This is a genomic window from Gilvibacter sp., assembly GCF_013214815.1.
In the GTDB taxonomy this organism is placed as follows: Bacteria; Bacteroidota; Bacteroidia; order Flavobacteriales; family Flavobacteriaceae; genus Gilvibacter.
Genome location: NZ_JABSPU010000014.1, coordinates 1 through 19123, shown reverse-complemented (window position 1 = coordinate 19123; position 19123 = coordinate 1). Strand labels below are relative to the sequence as shown.

Below are 19123 nucleotides of genomic sequence, written 5' to 3'. Positions count from 1 at the left end.
TTACATATTTCTGCGGTACTGACCGCCTACTTCAAACAAAGCTTGGGTAATTTGCCCTAAGGAACAACGCTTACACACTTCCATAAGTTGCTGGAAGATATTGTCGTTTTGTACAGCAGCTTGTTGCAATTCTGCAATCAGGTCTGTGGCTATATCCTGATGACGCTCATGCAGGGATTCCAAAGTTTCGATCTGTTGTTGCTTCTCCTCTTCCGTAGCGCGGATTACCTCCGCAGGCAATACCGTTGGAGATCCCTTTTTACTCAAGAAGGTATTCACTCCAATGATCGGGAATTCCCCATTGTGTTTCAGGGTTTCATAGTACAGGCTCTCCTCTTGGATCTTTGAACGCTGATACATGGTTTCCATAGCTCCCAGAACACCTCCGCGTTCCGTGATACGATCAAACTCCGCTAAAACAGCTTCTTCTACCAGCGCGGTCAGCTCCTGGATAATATATGCCCCTTGGATCGGGTTTTCATTCTTAGCCAGTCCCAATTCCTTATTGATAATAAGCTGAATGGCCATAGCACGACGCACACTTTCTTCTGTAGGCGTAGTGATGGCTTCATCGTAAGCGTTGGTATGCAATGAATTACAGTTATCGTATATCGCATACAAGGCCTGAAGCGTAGTTCTGATATCATTAAAATCGATCTCTTGTGCGTGTAAGCTTCTTCCTGAGGTTTGAATGTGATACTTCAGCATTTGAGCTCGAGGGTTCGCACCGTATTTGTGCTTAAGTGCCTTGGCCCAAATTCTACGTGCCACACGTCCGATCACCGCATATTCCGGATCGATTCCATTGCTAAAGAAAAACGAAAGGTTGGGACCAAATTTATTGATGTCCATCCCACGGCTCAAATAGTACTCTACATAGGTAAAGCCATTCGCCAAGGTCAAGGCCAACTGCGTAATTGGGTTAGCTCCTGCCTCTGCAATATGATATCCAGAAATAGATACTGAATAGAAGTTACGCACCTGTTGATCAATGAAATACTCTTGTACATCACCCATTAAACGCAAAGCGAATTCCGTAGAGAAAATACAAGTATTCTGTGCCTGATCTTCTTTTAAGATATCGGCTTGTACCGTTCCACGCACTTGCGTTAAGGTTTCTGCTTTGATGCGCTCGTATACCTCCTGAGGCAATACTTCGTCTCCGGTAACTCCCAAAAGCATTAAACCTAAACCGTCATTACCTTCAGGCAAATCACCACGGTAAACAGGACGCTGTTGTCCTTTGGCTTTATAGATGGCATTGATCTTTTTATCGATCTCGGCCTCCAGGCCTTCTGCCTTAACGTATTTTTCGCAGTTTTGATCAATAGCGGCATTCATGAAGAAGCCCAAAAGCATTGGCGCCGGACCATTGATAGTCATACTCACCGAGGTCATTGGATCACTGAGATCAAAGCCGCTGTAAAGCTTTTTAGCATCGTCCAAACAGCAGATAGAAACTCCAGAGTTCCCGATCTTTCCGTAGATATCGGGTCTGTGCCCTGGATCATTTCCGTACAAGGTCACCGAATCAAAAGCCGTAGACAAACGCTTGGCTGGCATACCTTGCGAAACGTAATGAAAACGTCTGTTGGTACGTTCTGGCCCACCTTCACCCGCAAACATGCGTGTTGGATCTTCTCCCGTGCGTTTGAATGGATAAAGACCAGCCGTATAAGGGAATTCACCCGGCACATTTTCTTGCAAAGCGTACTCTAAGATCTCTCCCCAAGCGGTGTACTTAGGCAAGGAAACCTTCGGAATGTCTGAATGAGAAAGTGACTTGGTGTGGGTTTCAATTTTGATCTCTTTGTCACGTACTTTAAAGCTGTAGATCGGAGCCTTATAGCGCGCCACCTTATCAGGCCATTGTAAAAGCAATTCCCAATTGTACGGATCCAGGTTCATCTTGACACGATCGAACTCTTTTTGCAGTAAGTCCATAAAGACCTTGTTGTCTTCTGAAACTGCTTCCGCTATAAACTCTTCATTCAGACCGCCTTTGGACAATACATCCTTAAAGCGCGCATCAGAATCCACATTTAAAACAGAACATATGGTCTTGTAGATACCAAAGAGCTGTTGGGCTGTGGCGATCTGTGCTGTGGCACGATCATCATAGGCGCGGTTGTTTTCCGCGATCTCCGACAAATAGCGTGTACGAGCAGGTGGGATGACGTAAATCTTTTCACTCATGGCATCGGTCACCTCATAGCTGCTGTCAAGCTCAGCACCGGTACGCTCCACCAAGGTGTCCATGACTTTGCGATACAGGGTATTCATCCCCGGATCGTTGAATTGCGAAGCAATAGTTCCGTAAACCGGCAATTGCTCCTGAGGCGTATCCCACAGATTGTGGTTACGCATGTATTGTTTTTTAACGTCGCGCAAGGCATCCAAGGCGCCTCGCTTGTCGAATTTATTAATGGCGACAAGATCTGCAAAGTCAAGCATATCGATCTTCTCCAATTGCGTAGCTGCCCCAAATTCAGGAGTCATCACATAAAGAGAAATATCGGAATGCTCTAATATCTCGGTATCGCTTTGGCCAATTCCGGAGGTCTCCAAAATGATCAGGTCAAACTCCGCAGCCTTTAAAACCTCAACAGCCTCATTAACATACTTAGAAAGAGCCAAATTGCTCTGACGCGTAGCCAAAGAGCGCATATAAACGCGGGGAGAATTTATGGCGTTCATACGGATGCGATCTCCCAAAAGAGCTCCCCCAGTCTTTCTTTTTGATGGATCCACAGACACCAAGCCCACGGTCTTTTCCGGGAAGTCAATTAGAAATCTACGCACCAGCTCATCAACCAAACTCGATTTACCAGCACCACCAGTTCCCGTAATACCTAAAACAGGAGTGGTTGTCTTTTCATTTTTTTTGTGGATGGTATCCAGAGTTTCTTTAGCGACCTCTGGAAAATTCTCAGCTGCAGAGATGATCCGCGCAATAGCACCCGTTTCTTTGCTCGCCAAACGACCGACCTCGCCATTGAGTGAATCCCCAATTGGGAAGTCCGCTTTTTGAACCAGGTCATTGATCATTCCTTGCAAGCCCAATTCACGGCCATCGTCTGGAGAATAGATTCTGGTGATCCCATAATCCATAAGTTCTTTGATCTCCTCAGGGAGGATTACTCCACCACCGCCACCAAAGATCTTGATGTGACTGGCTCCACGCTCCTTCAGCAGGTCATACATATACTTAAAGTATTCATTGTGCCCGCCTTGATAAGAAGTCATTGCAATGGCGTTCGCATCTTCTTGGATCGCGGTGTTGACCACCTCTTCTACGGAGCGATCATGTCCTAAGTGAATCACCTCCACTCCTGTGGATTGTATGATTCTACGCATGATGTTTATCGCGGCATCGTGACCGTCAAACAGGGAGGCTGCTGTTACGATTCGTACTTTGTTCTTGGGTTTATATGGAGCGGCTTGCTGCATGGTATATTGTCCTAATTTTGGGGCAAAGTTAACTATTTTGAGGGTGATTTTTGTACTTTCACCCACAGAACGAAATCGTTTTAGGATACACTTAAGAAAAACACCCCTCAAAACCGAAATAAAACTCATGAAACGCTTTTCATTACTCGTATTGACCTTGATCACTTTTAGCTGCGGAGAACTGCAACAAGTTGTAAACTCGCTTCCCAATGGTTTGCCTCAACTCTCGGAGCAAGAAATTGGAAACGGTCTAAGAGAAGCCTTAGATCAGGGGATCGAAAAACAAGTGAGCAAACTCACTGCCAAAGACGGATTCTATAAAAATGAGCTCGTTAAGATCTTATTGCCAGAGGAGCTTCGTAAAGTAGATAAAGCCCTTCGTGATATAGGTTTAAGCAGTTTAGCAGACGAAGGCTTAAAAGCACTTAACAGAGCTGCAGAAGATGCCGTTAAACAAGCCACTCCTATTTTCGTAGCAGCGGTGAAGGACATCAGTTTTGCCGACGCTAAGAACATACTTCTAGGAGCCGATAATGCGGCGACTACTTATCTGCAGAATCGGACACAAACAGCGCTATACAATAAGTTCAATCCGGTGATCAATGACTCCTTTAGTCGCGTTGGTGCAGATGCCATTTGGGAGCAACTCATCAACAAGTACAACAGTATCCCTTTGGTCAATGATGTAAACCCAGATCTTACGGATTATGTTACTAATGAGGCGCTTAAGGGCGTGTATACAATGATCGCAGTTGAGGAGCAAGAAATCCGCAACAAAATTGGAGCGCGTACCACGGATTTATTGCGCCGTGTTTTTGCGTTACAAGACTAAAGGATCAGTTTTACGGATAAAACCACAATCCAGCGGGGGTTTTCTTACAGTTTTAAGACTAAGCTTTAAGGTAATATTAAGCTTAGTTTAAAGATTAGTAATTAACTTTGAGCCAAACCACTCCCCTATGTTATTTACCTTAAAAAGAAGTAAGCTTCGGCGTCTGGAGATCTCCTACCAGCGATGGATGCGTTATGCTTACACGACAGCCGTCTTTGACAAAGAAGAAAGCAAGCGAGCACTGCAAAATGCGGAACGCAAATTGCAAGAAATTCAAGGCTTGTTAAACTCAGAATACGTTAGCGCATCTGCCTAAAATAAGTGTAGGCATCTTTCAATCGACTGCCGTACCAACTGAAGTATTCTCCGTCAACCAATTTTACCGGCTTACCGAGCTGGTCACTCAACTGTGCACGATCTTTTTCTTTAAAAGGATAGGGTTCAGAACTCAATAGGATCAAATCAGCTTGGGCTAATAAGGCCTCGTCTACCTCTGGATATCTACCTTTTGGATCTTGTAATAGATTCTCATAACCATTCTCACGTAGCAGATCACCAATAAAAGTAGCTTCACCAGCAACCATAAAAGGGCCTTTCCAGATCAGATAAGCTACTTTCAATCGCTGTTTTCCCTTTATGTAATCAGCAAATGCTGCACGTTGCTGGGTTATGGTTTTTACAAGTTCATCTGCCTTTTGCTGCTTCTCAAAAAGAGCACCCATAGCTGTGATAAATTCTAAACTGTCGTCTACAGTATAAATATCACTGACCCACACTGGAGCTATCCTAGCCAATGATTCAACGATTGCTTGGGTATTCTCTTCCTTATTGGCGATTATTACATCTGGAGCCAGCTTCGCTATCTTATCAATCTTGACGTTCTTGGTTCCGCCAATAACAGTTTTAGATTTCCGGAGATGCTCAGGATGTACGCAAAACTTAGTAAGACCAACGATCTTACCGGCTAAACCCAGATCTACAAAGAGTTCTGTTTGAGAAGGTACTAAGGAAACGATCCGCTGTGGCACGGATTTAAAACTGTGTGTGGTCCCTAATTGATCTTTAGATTGCATCTAGAATCACGGCCATTTGCTCTTGCAGTTCAGCCGCTTTTGCCGCAGCTGCTTCTGCAAAGTCTTCGCCTTTAGAGGCGTAAATGATTCCGCGAGAAGAGTTCACCAACAACCCTACATTTGGAGCCATACCGTATTTGCATACTTCTTTCAAACTTCCACCCTGAGCCCCAACACCTGGAATCAACAAGAATTGCTCTGGCAACTGTTTGCGAATTACCGCAAGATGCTCTGCTTTAGTGGCTCCTACAACATACATCAATCGGTCGGCATGTTCCCAATTTAAGGAAGTCTCAATGACTTGTTCATACACATTTTGACCACCCACTTGAAGGGTTTGAAACTCAAAAGCGCCAGCATTTGAAGTTAAGGCCAAAAGGATCACAAACTTCCCGGGAAACTGCAAGAATGGTTCCACCGAATCGCGCCCCATATAGGGAGCAACAGTGACAGAATCAAAATTCATCGACTCAAAGAATGCCTTTGCATAGCGCGTAGAGGTATTTCCAATATCACCGCGTTTTGCATCGGCTATGGTAAAATGATTTGGATACTCCTGATTTAAATAATCAATGGTCTTTTGAAGCGCTTTCCAACCCGTTAAGCCGTAGGCCTCGTAAAAAGCAGTATTGGGCTTGTAACCTACACACAAATCAGCTGTAGCATCAATAATGGCTTTATTGAAGGCAAAAATCGGATCCTCCTCATTTAAAAGGTGCGGAGGTATTTTTTCGAGATCAACATCGAGTCCTACACATAAAAAGGACTTTTTAAGCCGTATTTGCTCGGTAAGTTGTTGGCTGGTCATTTAAAAGAGTTCGCTGTTTTCTTTAAGCTTTTCAGTATTCTCGGCCAACATCAATTCATCAATAAGTTTTTGGATGTCACCATCAATGATGTTGCCTAGATCGTAAAGGGTGAGACCAATTCGGTGATCGGTCACACGGCCTTGTGGATAATTATAGGTGCGGATCTTTGCCGAGCGGTCTCCAGAAGACACCATGCTCTTACGCTTCTCTGAATCTGCAGCTTGCTTCTTAGCCAATTCTGCTTCATAAAGACGAGATCGCAATACTTTTAATGCCTTTTCTAAGTTCTTGTGTTGTGATTTCTGGTCTTGACAACTCACAATGATCCCAGTAGGTTCGTGGTGGAGTTTAATTGCCGAATAAGTCGTATTTACCGATTGACCTCCAGGTCCAGTAGAGGTGGTACGCTCAATACGTACATCTTGCATATCCAATTCCACATCAAACTCTTCAGCTTCTGGCAATACCATCACTGTTGCTGCACTGGTATGGACACGGCCTTGAGTCTCAGTTTGAGGCACGCGTTGTACACGGTGTACTCCGGCTTCAAACTTCATAGTACCGTATACATCTTCTCCAGCTACCTCAAAAATGATCTCTTTGAACCCGCCTGAAGTACCTTCATTATAGTCTACCGTAGAAACACTCCAACCCTTACCCTCACAGTACTTGGTGTACATGCGGTAAAGATCTCCGGCAAAGATACTGGCTTCATCACCACCAGTTCCAGCACGAATCTCTACTACGACATTCTTCGCATCTTCCGGATCTTTAGGGATCAGCATATAACGAATTTCCTCTTCTAATTGAGGAAGACGCTCTTTAGCCTCATCGAGTTCCATCTTGGCCATTTCAACCATCTCGTCGTCAGATCCGTCTGCGATGATCTCTTCGGCTTCAGAAATATTACCCGAAAGCGTTATGTATTCCTTGCGTTTTTTCATGAGTTCGCTAAGCTCCTTGTACTCCTTATTGATCTGGACATATCGCTTCTGATCAGAAATGATATCTGGCTGAATAATAAGGTCGCTTACCTCGTCAAAACGCTGTTTAACTATATTGAGTTTATCAAGCATAATTGCAAAACTTAGTCGTAAATTTACGACAATTAATGATAGCGGAATTCCCCGTATTCACTGCGAATAGTCAGTGATTTCTCCGCCGATGCCTCTACACGACCAACGCGCTTGGCAGCCACACCAAAAGATTCCGAAATGGCAATGATCTGATCGGCAACCGCCTCAGGAACGTACAATTCCATACGGTGTCCCATATTAAAGACCTGATACATCTCCTTCCAATCGGTTCCGCTTTCTTGCTGAATCAATTTAAAGAGCGGAGGCACCTCAAACATATTGTCCTTTACAATATGGAACTGATCTACAAAATGCAAGATCTTGGTCTGAGCTCCGCCACTGCAATGTACCATCCCGTGAATGTGATTGCGATCAACATCTTCCAGAATCTTTTTGATTATAGGCGCATAGGTACGTGTTGGAGACAGCACCAACTTTCCTGCATCTAAAGGACTGTCAGTAACCTCATCGGTAAGATTCTTGGAACCGCTGTACACCAAATCTTCTGGCACTGCTGGATCAAAGCTCTCCGGATACTTGCTGCTGAGTTGTTTGCCAAACACATCATGCCTAGCAGAGGTGAGGCCATTACTGCCCATACCCCCATTATATTCGGTTTCGTAGTTTGCTTGACCGTAAGAAGCCAGACCTACGATCACATCACCCGCTTGGATATTGCCGTTGTCAATCACTTCATCACGGCGCATACGCGCAGTTACTGTAGAATCAACAATTATGGTTCGTACCAGATCCCCGACATCGGCAGTTTCTCCTCCTGTGGGATAAATATCTACTCCAAAGTCGGCCATTTCTTTCACTAATTCTTCAGTTCCGTTGATTATGGCAGCGATCACCTCTCCCGGGATCCGGTTTTTATTGCGCCCGATAGTAGAACTCAAAGTAATTCCTGAAGTCGCTCCCACACATAATAAATCATCGAGATTCATCACCAAAGCATCTTGAGCAATGCCCTTCCAAACAGAAAGGTCACCCGTCTCCTTCCAATACATATAAGCTAAGGAAGATTTGGTTCCAGCTCCGTCTGCGTGCATGACCAAACAATGGTCATCACTCCCGGTCAAGTAATCGGGAACAATTTTACAGAAAGCCCTGGGAAACAAGCCCTTGTCAATATTCTTGATGGCATTGTGAACGTCCTCTTTGGCCGCAGATACACCGCGCCCCGCATAACGTTTGGAAACCTCCTTACTCATAGTGTTGTTGACTTAAAGGGCAAAAATACCACAATTGCTATAATTACTAAAGCAATTCGCAGGGCTTACTCCTCAAAATCAATCATAGAGGCGTTCGATTCCAAAAGTGTCTCATTAGGAGTCGGTTCTCCGAGATCATGTACAAAGATATTTGGTATAGCTGTCGAAGCTCTAGCCTTATCCGTGTAGTAGATATTGCTTTCATTCGGACCAAATTTCGGATCGATATTAATACGCCCTACGGTAACAAAATTATCGATTTGAGAGGCCGTAGCCGTAGGAATATCATATATAAAGATTCGAGCATCCTGAGGTAAATAAGAAGGTAGCTCTAAGCCTGAGGTATCGTACCAATACAACACTTTGGATCCATCGATGTTAAGATCTAATCCCCCAGCAGCACCAGGTTGACCATCAAAAATGGTGTCCAAAAGATTTCCATCTGTATCCACCGTAATAATAGACACATTGTAACCGTCAATATCATTTAGCTTTAAGGCTATAACATCATTAAACTGACTCCAGGCTATTTCTGTTACCAACATGCCTGCTGCAGGCTCATAGAATGACGTAGTAACACCAGCGGTAGCTGAACTGCTTACGCGGCGCACACCACTTAGCGTTGGGTACAAAATACTCGCACCATTGGGCTCCCAAGTATAATCAATCTCGTTAAGGTCAAAGCCACTTACAGGTACTGGGAAGGTCAATCGGCGTTTGTCCGAACCATCCTCGTTCATCAGGAATAAATGCGTTTGCGCTCCGACACTTTGCAGATAGGCAATTTTACCAATTGCACTGTTCTTTCTGGGACGCCAGCTGTTGTTTGCCTCAGAGGTCAACTGAATCAAATTACCTTCTAAATCGGCTCCGAAGATCACATTATTATCTCCAATTTTACGAACAAAGAGGTAATCTGCTTGAGGAATAGCAGAAGTTTCAAAACTACTAATAGTACTTAAGACTGGTGGATTTACGCCATCATCAGCGCTGATCTGCCAAAAATATTGTGCAGAATTAAGCAAGCCGCTATTCACGGTCAAAGTTGTGTCGGTAACTGTTTGAAACTCTAATACTTCATCGTTCTGATCATTTTGCAGGCTGATGGTATAGGTTACATTATCGTCCTCATCCGGATCACCACCAGACCAAATAAAGTCTATACTTAAAGGTAGATCTGTTGCGTTATTAGCGGGAGCAATAGGAACGGGAGTAAATGGAGAAGAATTAGCAACAACTTCTCTATTGAGCTCAAAGATCACGTTTGATTCGCGATTGGTCTGAACTACAGCAGCCTCAAAGTCAACGACAAATCCGTCAAGCTCTGCTTGGACGGCATAGTCTCCAACCTGCACACTTTCAATTACAAAAAGCCCTGCCTCAGAAGTAAACACCGTACTGGTTACAGGTTGGGTAGAGATCTTTACATTAGCCAAGGGCTCATTATCTCCACTAGAAACCACTAATCCAGTCAATGTACCAGTGGCTCCATCTTCAATTTTATCTTCACTACAACCCATTAGAATAGCAAGGGTAGCGATTGTTAGGTATCGAAATATAGTCTTGAATTTCATGGGTCCTTGTTTAGTTTGTAGGTTCCGGAGCTTTTCCTCCGCCAAAATGATAGTTTAGTCCAATTCCAAAAGTGAGGTAGTGATCGTTTCTAGATCCGAATATCTCATCGTCTAACTTGTCCGTAAAGGTCACATGATATCCAGCTCTTGCCATTAACGAGAAGTTAGGATTCAAAGTATACTCAAAGCCTGCTCCACCCTGGACTTTAAAGAAGCCCTCCCAGGCTTCTAAGAACTTGGATCTCGTATTGTCTACAAAACTGATATAGCCTCCCCCTCCATAGAAAATAGGCGAAAACTTATCACGAGGCAATAACCTGTATTGTAGATTGGCATCTCCTGCCAAAAACCAATACCTTCTGGAAATTGCTTTGTTCGAATTTAATCTGAGAATACTCCCTTCCACGCCAACTCTAAAGGCATCTGAGAGTTTGTACTGATAACCTAAACTTGCGTTGGCATCAACGTCGCTCGAAGAGAAATCACCGTTGATCAAATTACCTCCTACATTCACATTGAAAACGTGCTTCTTCTCACTACGTGCGGCAAGCTCGCGTTCGTATAGACCCGTGGAAGCCTCAAGCTCTTTTTCCAATAAATAATTATCGATGAGCGCTTGATCGATCTCTTGACCGTCTTTAGACTGCCAAAGACCGTCCATAATACCTTCAATAATCAAAGCTTCAACAGCTTTTTCAATGGCTTCAGAAACGGCGAGTTGTGTAGGTTCATTTTTGGTGAATCCTGTTTCAACCTCTAAGAGACGCTGAAAATTCACATAACGGAACAAGCTTACATCTATGGCTTGAGATAAAATAGTTTTTGAGACATAAACCGTTTTTAAAATAGCACCATTGCTAGTAGAAACGGCACGTAGATAAACCGTGATACGGTCTTGACGGTAACGGGTTGAACCTCCGGCTCCGAAATAACGTGCTCCCGCACCTCCCGTTAAAATATTTGTATCGTAGGAGATAACGCCACCTTCTAAAAGAATTCCTGCAAACAGCAAGGGTTTTAGTCGAGGGATATTCGCGTCAGGATTGGCCTTTCTGTAATCATCCCGCGTAGAGCGAATGATATTACGTTCATTGAGCAGGTTGCTCAGATTCTCGCGTTCAATTGGATTGAACCATTGTGAATCTTCCAGAGCTTTTATAAGGATGGTAGTTGCACCTTGAGTCACCGCGGTACTAAATGTACTACCATTCTCTACGGCTTTATATTGACCTGTTTGATCCTTAAAATTATAAACCCCCACAACGATCGGCTCATTGGGTAGCGGTAATTTGGTCAAAACAGTTGTTTGGTCGGATATTTCTCCCAATCGGGCAGATTGCACATCCACCGGTTGATTAAAAAGTGCCCCACAGCTGTTTAATAGGACAGCAAGAGACAACAGGGATATCCTGGACAGTAACGTTTTCATTACTTATTTATCTAGTTAGGTATGACTATTTGGGTTTGCTCACCCGTGGAAGTGTCGAGAATATTCACTACAAGGCCTTCCGCAGAATCGAAAATCTCAAGAGCTAGGGTACCAAAACTGTAGGTACCTGCTTCGAGACCATCTCCTAATTGAGCGGTGAATAAACTTCGTGTTAATTGGCCCAACACCTGTCGGTTAATGCTTTCTGCAAAGTCATCAAGCGTGGATAGGTCTTCACGAAGCGACCGGTCGTTGAAACCGTTTTGCGCGTTTGCTGAGTTCAGCAACCAGTTGTAGTTGAAGGTATCCCCGCCAAATGCAGGGTTTACAGCTCGATAAACCAACTCTTGTCCAAAGACAGATTGAGCGATCCCAAAGAGTAAAAGCGTTAGTAAAATCCTCATGGGTTAAAGCTAATATTTTTTTATGTTATTTTGATCCCGTTTTTGCTGTTGTAAGTACCTAATTGTCCGACTAAGTGCAATGTCTGCCATTTCTTTGATGTAGTCGCTTCTAGGGTTTACAAAAAACTGCCAAACAAGCGTCTCTCCAACCTTGACCTCTACCTTAGTATTTGTTCCTAAAGCCAGGAGTTCCTCGATGGTTATGATGAACTCTGAATTTACATTCTTTCTCAAGTAGTTCGCGTAATATTCGCGATAAAAGTCGCGAGCGGGTCTGGTCTTGGTATTCTCAATCACAAGACCGGTAAGAACAATACCGTCTGGTTCGTCATTGAGTTCTTGTTCGTTCTTGACTTCTTCAGTCTCGAATTTGAAAAGGTCAGGATCATTTTGATCGTCTCCAAAGAAAACCACTCGATCCTTCCCTACTATCTTGTCGTTCTCGTCATAGATCAAAAGTAGGATGATCTTTCTCCGTTCATCCCTTCTGGGTAAGGTAATGCTGTTCAAATTGCGTTTTTCACCAGCGGACAAAACAAAGCGCTCTTCCTTGTCTTCTTTGACAGAGCTGCCGTCATCCATTTGAACGAACCCAGACATCACATAACGCAAGGATTGATCAATAGCCGTTTTGTTCTCTCCGGAAGCAACGATATTGATAAACTCGTCGTTGAATGAAACGTCGAGCTTGGCCGCAATTTCTTTATTGTAGATCTGGGCTAGTGTCAGCCCTGAGAATAACATCAGGACGACCGATAAGTAGTATCGTCTTTGTCCTGAGTAGTTCATGGTTTAATTAAAACTTCGAACGATGATGGATTGGTTTTGACCTTGCATAGAAACCTTCATGTCTTCAGTAATACTATTACCTCCGTGAAAGACAAAGTTTTGACTTTCTCCTTCTTGTACGATGGTCAAATTATGCACACGACTGTTTAGGCTAAAGTCGTTAACTAGATGATTTGTCCCACGTTGTACAACTTGTTGATTGATCAAGTCCGCACGCAATTGAAGATTGACAATATTATCCTGTCCAATTTGAGTGATTGCAAAATTACTTTGCAGCGCTGAGTTATCTATTCGAACATTATTGTTCTCTCCAATTTGATCGATAAAAACTGTATTGCTTGATTGAGCTGCAATAGCTACCTCGGTGTTTTGCTGCAGAGTCTGTGACAAAACCTCCTGCTCTTGCGCAGTATTGGTCTCATCAGCATAAGTTTGAGCCTGCATACCTCCAATAGAGAAAACAAGCATAAACAATAGGATTCGAATTTCTTTTTTCATAATCAGCGTTAATTTACATAATTAATTAACGTTATAATGGGCGTGTTCTGTTAAAAAACACGCCCAATTATAATATATAGGAGAAACCCTTAAAAGGATTTCAAACTTCTAATTAGTCGTTTTGAGTAACGATAGACGAGTTTCCATTACCAACTTGAGTTACAACACTCATGTGTCCAAACCCGTTTTGAGTAACAGTACTTGTATTGAAGTCACCAGTTTGGCTAACAACACTTTGGTTCATGTCTCCAGTTTGGATCACTCCAGAAATGTTTCCATCTCCAAATTGATCAACATCGCTGAAGTTCTCGTCTCCAAATTGCTTCACATCACTGAAGTTTCCGATTCCCACTTGGGTTACGAAACTGTCATTGCTGAATCCACTTTGAAGAACACTGCTGTTGTTTAGCAATCCTTCTTGGTAAACGTCAGACTCGTTCTCGTCACCGATTTGGGCAACTCCAGAAGTGTTATTGTCTCCAAGTTGTACAACATATGAGTAGTTGTCGTTTCCATTTTGGTTAACTAAAGAACCGTTAGCGTTTCCAGTTTGGTATACTTCAGACCAGTTATCGTTACCTGTTTGGGCTTGAAAACTACCGTTGAAGTTTCCGTCCTGAATATTGAAACCAAGGTTATCGTTACCGGTTTGTGTAGTAACGCTAAGGTTGTTGTCTCCATACTGACCAGCTCCAGCGTAGTTATCATTACCTGTTTGGTTCATATCATTGGTGTTGTCATTACCAAACTGTTGGCTCTCAGCAACGTTATCGTTTCCAAGTTGATCTTGGTCGTTGTCGTTGTCATTACCTTGCTGATCGCTTCCAGCGTAGTTGTCATCACCTTGTTGAAGGATATCGGACTCGTTATCGTCTCCGATTTGACGGTTTTCACCAATATTGCCATCTCCTTCTTGAGTGACATTAGAAGTGTTACCGTTTCCTTCTTGTCTGATCCATCCGTAGTTACCATCAGATCCGTCACCATCAGCATCACCAAATTGGTTCACATTTGCTTCGTTGTCGTCTCCTTCTTGATAAATCTTAGAATAGTTATCATCGTTGATAGATGCACCTGCGTCAAAACCTTGATACGTATTGGCAGAGTTACCATTTCCAATTTGATCAACATCAGATACGTTGTTGTTACCTAGTTGATCTGTATCATTTGCGTTTAGCGCTCCGGTTTGATCCACATCAGATGTGTTTTCATCACCAACTTGATCAACAGTAGAACCGTTCATATAACCAGTTTGGTTCACAGTAGAACCATTCATATTACCAGTTTGCGTTACGGTACTGTTGTTCATTTGGGCGAAAGACGTCGCTGCGAACAACAAGGCAAATGCACTTAAAATTACTTTTTTCATAAATATAAAATGTGGGAAATAGCAGTTTCCTGCTTAGACCATAATTACGATCTGATTTGAACTACTACCTGCCTGGTGCAGGTAGCAGATCAAACCTAAGATCAATTAATAATAATTAGTCGTTTTGAGTTACAGAGCTCATGTTTCCGTTACCCTGCTGAAGAACAACTGACATGTGCTGAGTTCCGTTTTGAGAAACTGTGCTCATGTTAGAGTTACCAATTTGGTCAACATCAGACATGTTGTTGAATCCGTCTTGAGTAACGTAAGACTCGTTCAAGTCACCAGCTTGGTCAGCAGTAGAAACGTTTTGGTCTCCAGTCTGAGTAGCGTTAGCGATGTTGTCGTTTCCGATAGAAGTGTTCTGAGCGTCGTTCAAGTCTCCGAACTGTCCGATGTAAGCGCTGTTTCCGTCACCTACTTGGTAGTTTCCGAAGAATCCTCCGTTAGCGTCGTTCATGTCACCAACTTGCTCGATAGCAGAAACGTTCATGTTTCCGTACTGTCCAGTACCAGAGTTGTTGTCGTTTCCGATAGACGAGTTAGTAGCGGTGTTCATGTCTCCTTGCTGGTTGATACCCCAGATAAGGCTAGTACCACCACCTAGGTTACGCTCACCGTCTTGTAGAGAAGAAGCCGTGTTAGAGTCACCATTTTGAGTGATCTTGAATTGGTTCTGAAGACCGTTTTGTCTTAGGTTGTCCATAACGTTGTTGTTACCAGTTTGGTCAACATCAGCGTTGTTTTCATCACCTGTTTGGTAAACACCCCAGAAACCTCCGTTAGCGATGTTTCCTACACCGTCTTGGAAAATGTCAGAAACGTTGTCTGCACCGTCTTGACGAGTACCAGCGTTGTTTCCGTCACCCAATGAAGTAGTGTTGGCTAAGTTGCGCTCACCAGTTTGGTAAGTACCCCAGATTAGTCCAGTACCACCACCTTGGTTTCCATTACCTTCTTGGTAAGTGTTAGAGTCGTTGTCAGTTCCCGACTGAGTAGTACGGAATTGGTTGTTGTTACCAATTTGATCAACGTCAGAATCGTTGGTAGTACCACTTTGCTCTACTAGAGAGTTGTTAGCATCACCAATTTGGTCAACGTCAGAGTTGTTCATGAATCCAGTTTGAGTAACAGTAGATGCGTTTGCATTACCGTCCTGGAATACATCACTATTGTTCATCTGTGCAAAACCCACAGTTCCAATCAATAGTGCTGCTGCGCTTAAAATTACTTTTTTCATAATTGTTTGATTTAAAGTATAAGGATTAGGAATTAGTATTCATTATTAAGGTATCGCTCGTGCGTGAGAGAAAGTGTTTGGTAATATTTGACAATAAGTATCCCTGCACGCTTTTTGCGATGATTTAATTAATTGTTTTTCAGTAAGTTAACTCAAGACCTTTTTACATTCAGTCCGGAATTAAATTTGGGATGTGTTGATGTTAGTAGCGCATGACTTCTCGTTTTTTCAAGCGCTCCATGGGGAATTTGCTTTTAATAGCGGATTAAATATAGGAAAGATTCCACGTCAGAAAAAGAGGATAAATCCTGTTGATTTTCTCGAAGGTTTAAATTGTAGGACAAAACCTACGCAAGGGTGAGAATATGCCGACCTCTGACCTAATTTTCTCGGCGAAAAACCAATATCTTTCAATATTTAAAAATGTTAAATTTTTGTTAATTCCTACAAAACCACGAAATCGTTTTCGTACAACACGTAGAACTACGTAGTTCTACTTATCTAATTCGTGAAAAGCAGTTCTCTGTACTTGGTTAGCGGCCAAAGTTGATCATCGACCAACAGTTCTAATTTGTCACAATTCTTCCTAATTGACTGAATATGAGGGAGTACAGTCTTACAGTAAGCCATAGCCTTTTCACTTGCATTGAGCACATTTGCCTGCTTCCGAGCCTCGATCATCGCGGCAACCTCTTGATTGATCTCCCGAATATAGCCCGATATCTGCTCAAGAAGGCGCAAAGGTTCTTCGGTATATTTGTTTATGGTTTTGCCGTACACAACTTTTAAACCTGAAATATTCTCGAGCAAAACATTCTGATACCTGATGGCTGTAGGAACAACATGGTTTCGGGCAATATCTCCAAGCACTCTCGCTTCGATCTGAATGCGTAGGGCATACTCCTCCATTTCGATCTCATAACGCGCTTCAACTTCTGTCTTACTCAATATCCCTAAAGACTCAAAAAGCGATACAGTCGAATCACTTATTTTGGCCTTAAGCGCTTCTGGAGTATTCTTAGCATTTGAGAGTTTGCGTTTTTTAGCTTCCTTTTCCCAAGCATCTCCATAACCATCACCTTCAAAACGAATGCGCTTGGCGTCCTTTATATATTCTCTCAGAACATTAAAGATCGCATCGTCCTTTTTCATACCCTTAGTATCAATAAGGGCGTCGACCTCAAGCTTAAAGTCTTGAAGTTGTTTGGCAACAATTGCATTGAGTACGGTCATGGAGTTCGCGCAGTTGGCGCTACTACCCACAGCTCGGAATTCAAATTTATTCCCGGTAAAGGCAAAAGGAGAAGTTCTGTTGCGGTCTGTATTGTCCAATAAGATCTCTGGGATCTTCCCTACTACGTTGAGTTTGAGTTCTGTTTTTTCCTGCGGAGACAATTTCCCACTGGTTACTTTTTCCAGTTCGTCAAGCACAGCCGTGAGTTGTGAACCTATAAAGACCGAGATTATCGCAGGAGGCGCCTCATTGGCTCCTAGCCTGTGATCATTTCCTGCACTGGCTATTGAAGCGCGCAAAAGCGCTTCATGAGTATTGACAGCCTTAATGGTATTAATAAAGAAGGTAAGGAACTGAAGGTTCTTCATCGGCGTGCTTCCAGGACTCAGTAGATTCACACCAGTGTTGGTTTGCAGCGACCAGTTATTGTGTTTTCCTGAACCGTTAATTCCTGCAAAAGGTTTTTCATGGAACAAGACCTTAAAATGATGACGCTTAGCCACCTTATCCATAACGTCCATTAATAAGGAGTTGTGATCTACCGCCAAATTGGCTTCTTCAAATATGGGGGCCAACTCAAATTGATTGGGCGCCACCTCATTGTGACGCGTTTTTACCGGAACACCCAAAAGCATGCATTCATGTTCCAATTCGCGCATAAAGTTCAAGGCTCGTGATGGGATCGAGCCAAAATAATGGTCGTCCAATTGCTGCCCCTTGGCAGATGCATGACCTAATAAGGTACGGCCCGCCAACATAATATCTGGTCTTGATGCCGCCAAGGCAGCATCGATCAAAAAGTATTCTTGTTCCCATCCCAAAGTAGCATTGACCTTACTGACGTTCTTATCAAAATAACGAGCTACTGAGGTTGCCGCGGCATCAACCGCTTGGAGCGCTCTAAGTAAAGGTGTTTTGTAATCTAAAGCTTCTCCGGTATAGGATACAAAGACCGTGGGGACGCAGAGGGTAGTTCCATATACAAACGCTGGGGAGGTTGGATCCCAGGCAGTATAGCCTCTGGCCTCAAAGGTGTTCCTTATCCCTCCATGTGGGAAACTACTGGCATCTGGTTCTTGTTGCACCAATTGGCTGGCCCCGAGCTTTTCGATAACGGTTCCATCAGCTTGGGTTTCAAAAAAGGCATCGTGTTTCTCTGCAGTGGATCCCGTTAAGGGCTGGAACCAATGTGTATAATGAGTTGCCCCTTTGGATATGGCCCACTCCTTCATCCCAGCGGCAATATGACCCGCCGTTTGCCGATCGATCTTATCTCCCTTTTCTATAGCCGCTTGAATGGTCTGATAAGCGTCTGATGTTAGATATTGACGCATGGCTGCATCATTAAATACATGTTTGGCAAAGAGTTCGGAGCGTCGTTCTGTTTCTTCTACCTTAATAGTACTGCGCTGAAGTGCGGTTTGCAAAGCATTGAATCTGATCTGTGCCATGGGTCTGATTTTTGACAAAAATACAATTTAAAGCAGTCAAAACTACGATTAAAATAAAATGACCCCCTAAAATTGAGGGGGTATCAACAAAATAATCAATTTTGTTGAAAACTTACCCCCTATTTCTTTAGCGGTTCATTAAAGAGTATTACTTTTGCATCGTTCATTTAATATTGAAGCTATATATTATGAGTAAATCTAAACTAGAGTACATTTGGTTGGACGGATACTACCCCACCCAAAACATGCGAAGCAAGACTAAAGTAGTAGACGATTTCAGTGGAAACCTGGAAGATTGTCCAATTTGGTCTTTTGACGGCTCTTCTACCAAGCAAGCGGAAGGTAACTCATCTGACTGTTTGTTGAAACCCGTAGCAATTTATCCAGATCCTGCGCGTAGAGACGGGTACCTGGTTATGACAGAGGTATTGAATGCGGATGGAACTCCACACGAGTCTAACGCACGCGCTACTATTGATGATGACGACAACGACTTCTGGTTTGGATTTGAGCAGGAGTACTTCATTATGGACAAGCACACACAACTTCCTCTAGGGTTCCCAATTGGTGGATATCCTGGACCTCAAGGAATGTACTACTGTTCTGTTGGAGGTAAGAACACTCACGGTCGTGACTTTGTTGAAGAGCACGCAAACTTGTGTATCGATGCCGGATTGAACT

Annotated in this window: 16 protein-coding genes; 3 read left to right on the top strand and 13 right to left on the bottom strand. The window is 43.3% G+C overall.

What is annotated here, in order from left to right:
- Complete coding sequence (locus tag HRT75_RS04785; RefSeq protein WP_291183223.1) at window positions 1-3450, bottom strand: methylmalonyl-CoA mutase family protein; 3450 nt, start codon at window positions 3448-3450, stop codon at window positions 1-3.
- A 127-nt stretch (window positions 3451-3577) separates the two neighbouring features.
- Between HRT75_RS04785 and HRT75_RS04780 the strand changes: the two genes are divergently transcribed.
- Window positions 3578-4282 carry a DUF4197 domain-containing protein gene (locus HRT75_RS04780; RefSeq protein WP_291183220.1) on the top strand — a complete coding sequence of 235 codons (705 nt, stop codon included), beginning with the start codon at window positions 3578-3580 and terminating at the stop codon, window positions 4280-4282.
- Between the two features lie 127 nt (window positions 4283-4409).
- Complete coding sequence (locus tag HRT75_RS04775; protein WP_291183218.1) at window positions 4410-4598, top strand: hypothetical protein; 189 nt, start codon at window positions 4410-4412, stop codon at window positions 4596-4598.
- Here the strand turns inward: HRT75_RS04775 and HRT75_RS04770 are convergent.
- From HRT75_RS04770 to HRT75_RS04715, 12 genes are all read right to left on the bottom strand, one after another.
- Window positions 4582-5355 (bottom strand): ABC transporter substrate-binding protein, encoded by a 774-nt coding sequence (locus tag HRT75_RS04770; protein WP_291183217.1) that lies wholly within the window; start codon window positions 5353-5355, stop codon window positions 4582-4584. The two genes, HRT75_RS04775 and HRT75_RS04770, sit on opposite strands and share 17 nt — an antisense overlap.
- Window positions 5345-6163, bottom strand: coding sequence for an orotidine-5'-phosphate decarboxylase (gene pyrF / locus HRT75_RS04765; RefSeq protein ID WP_291183215.1), 819 nt, complete (start codon window positions 6161-6163; stop codon window positions 5345-5347). Before pyrF ends, HRT75_RS04770 begins: the two co-directional genes overlap by 11 nt.
- Window positions 6164-7240: a peptide chain release factor 1 gene (gene prfA, locus HRT75_RS04760; protein WP_291183213.1), complete on the bottom strand. Its 1077-nt coding sequence runs from the start codon at window positions 7238-7240 to the stop codon at window positions 6164-6166.
- A 32-nt stretch (window positions 7241-7272) separates the two neighbouring features.
- Window positions 7273-8454, bottom strand: coding sequence for an AIR synthase related protein (locus HRT75_RS04755; RefSeq protein ID WP_291183211.1), 1182 nt, complete (start codon window positions 8452-8454; stop codon window positions 7273-7275).
- Window positions 8455-8519: 65 nt separating this feature from the next.
- Entirely contained in the window at window positions 8520-10028 is a 1509-nt protein-coding gene (locus HRT75_RS04750; protein WP_291183209.1) for a carboxypeptidase-like regulatory domain-containing protein, read from the bottom strand.
- A gap of 10 nt (window positions 10029-10038) precedes the next feature.
- The gene (locus tag HRT75_RS04745; RefSeq protein WP_291183207.1) at window positions 10039-11457 is read right to left on the bottom strand and encodes a CsgG/HfaB family protein; all 1419 of its coding nucleotides are present in this window, start codon (window positions 11455-11457) and stop codon (window positions 10039-10041) included.
- Between the two features lie 11 nt (window positions 11458-11468).
- On the bottom strand, window positions 11469-11861 hold the full coding sequence (locus tag HRT75_RS04740) for a curli production assembly/transport component CsgF (RefSeq protein WP_291183205.1): 393 nt from the start codon (window positions 11859-11861) through the stop codon (window positions 11469-11471).
- A gap of 9 nt (window positions 11862-11870) precedes the next feature.
- Complete coding sequence (locus tag HRT75_RS04735) at window positions 11871-12650, bottom strand: CsgE family curli-type amyloid fiber assembly protein (protein WP_291183203.1); 780 nt, start codon at window positions 12648-12650, stop codon at window positions 11871-11873.
- Between the two features lie 3 nt (window positions 12651-12653).
- Entirely contained in the window at window positions 12654-13148 is a 495-nt protein-coding gene (locus HRT75_RS04730; RefSeq protein WP_291183201.1) for a hypothetical protein, read from the bottom strand.
- 112 nt (window positions 13149-13260) lie between these two features.
- Complete coding sequence (locus tag HRT75_RS04725) at window positions 13261-14517, bottom strand: hypothetical protein (protein WP_291183200.1); 1257 nt, start codon at window positions 14515-14517, stop codon at window positions 13261-13263.
- Between the two features lie 115 nt (window positions 14518-14632).
- Entirely contained in the window at window positions 14633-15757 is a 1125-nt protein-coding gene (locus HRT75_RS04720) for a hypothetical protein (RefSeq protein WP_291183198.1), read from the bottom strand.
- Window positions 15758-16258: 501 nt separating this feature from the next.
- Window positions 16259-18442 carry a glutamine synthetase III gene (locus HRT75_RS04715; RefSeq protein WP_291183196.1) on the bottom strand — a complete coding sequence of 728 codons (2184 nt, stop codon included), beginning with the start codon at window positions 18440-18442 and terminating at the stop codon, window positions 16259-16261.
- 188 nt (window positions 18443-18630) lie between these two features.
- Between HRT75_RS04715 and HRT75_RS04710 the strand changes: the two genes are divergently transcribed.
- Window positions 18631-19123, top strand: a 493-nt coding sequence (locus tag HRT75_RS04710) for a glutamine synthetase beta-grasp domain-containing protein (protein ID WP_291183194.1), incomplete at its 3' end; no start/stop codon positions are given.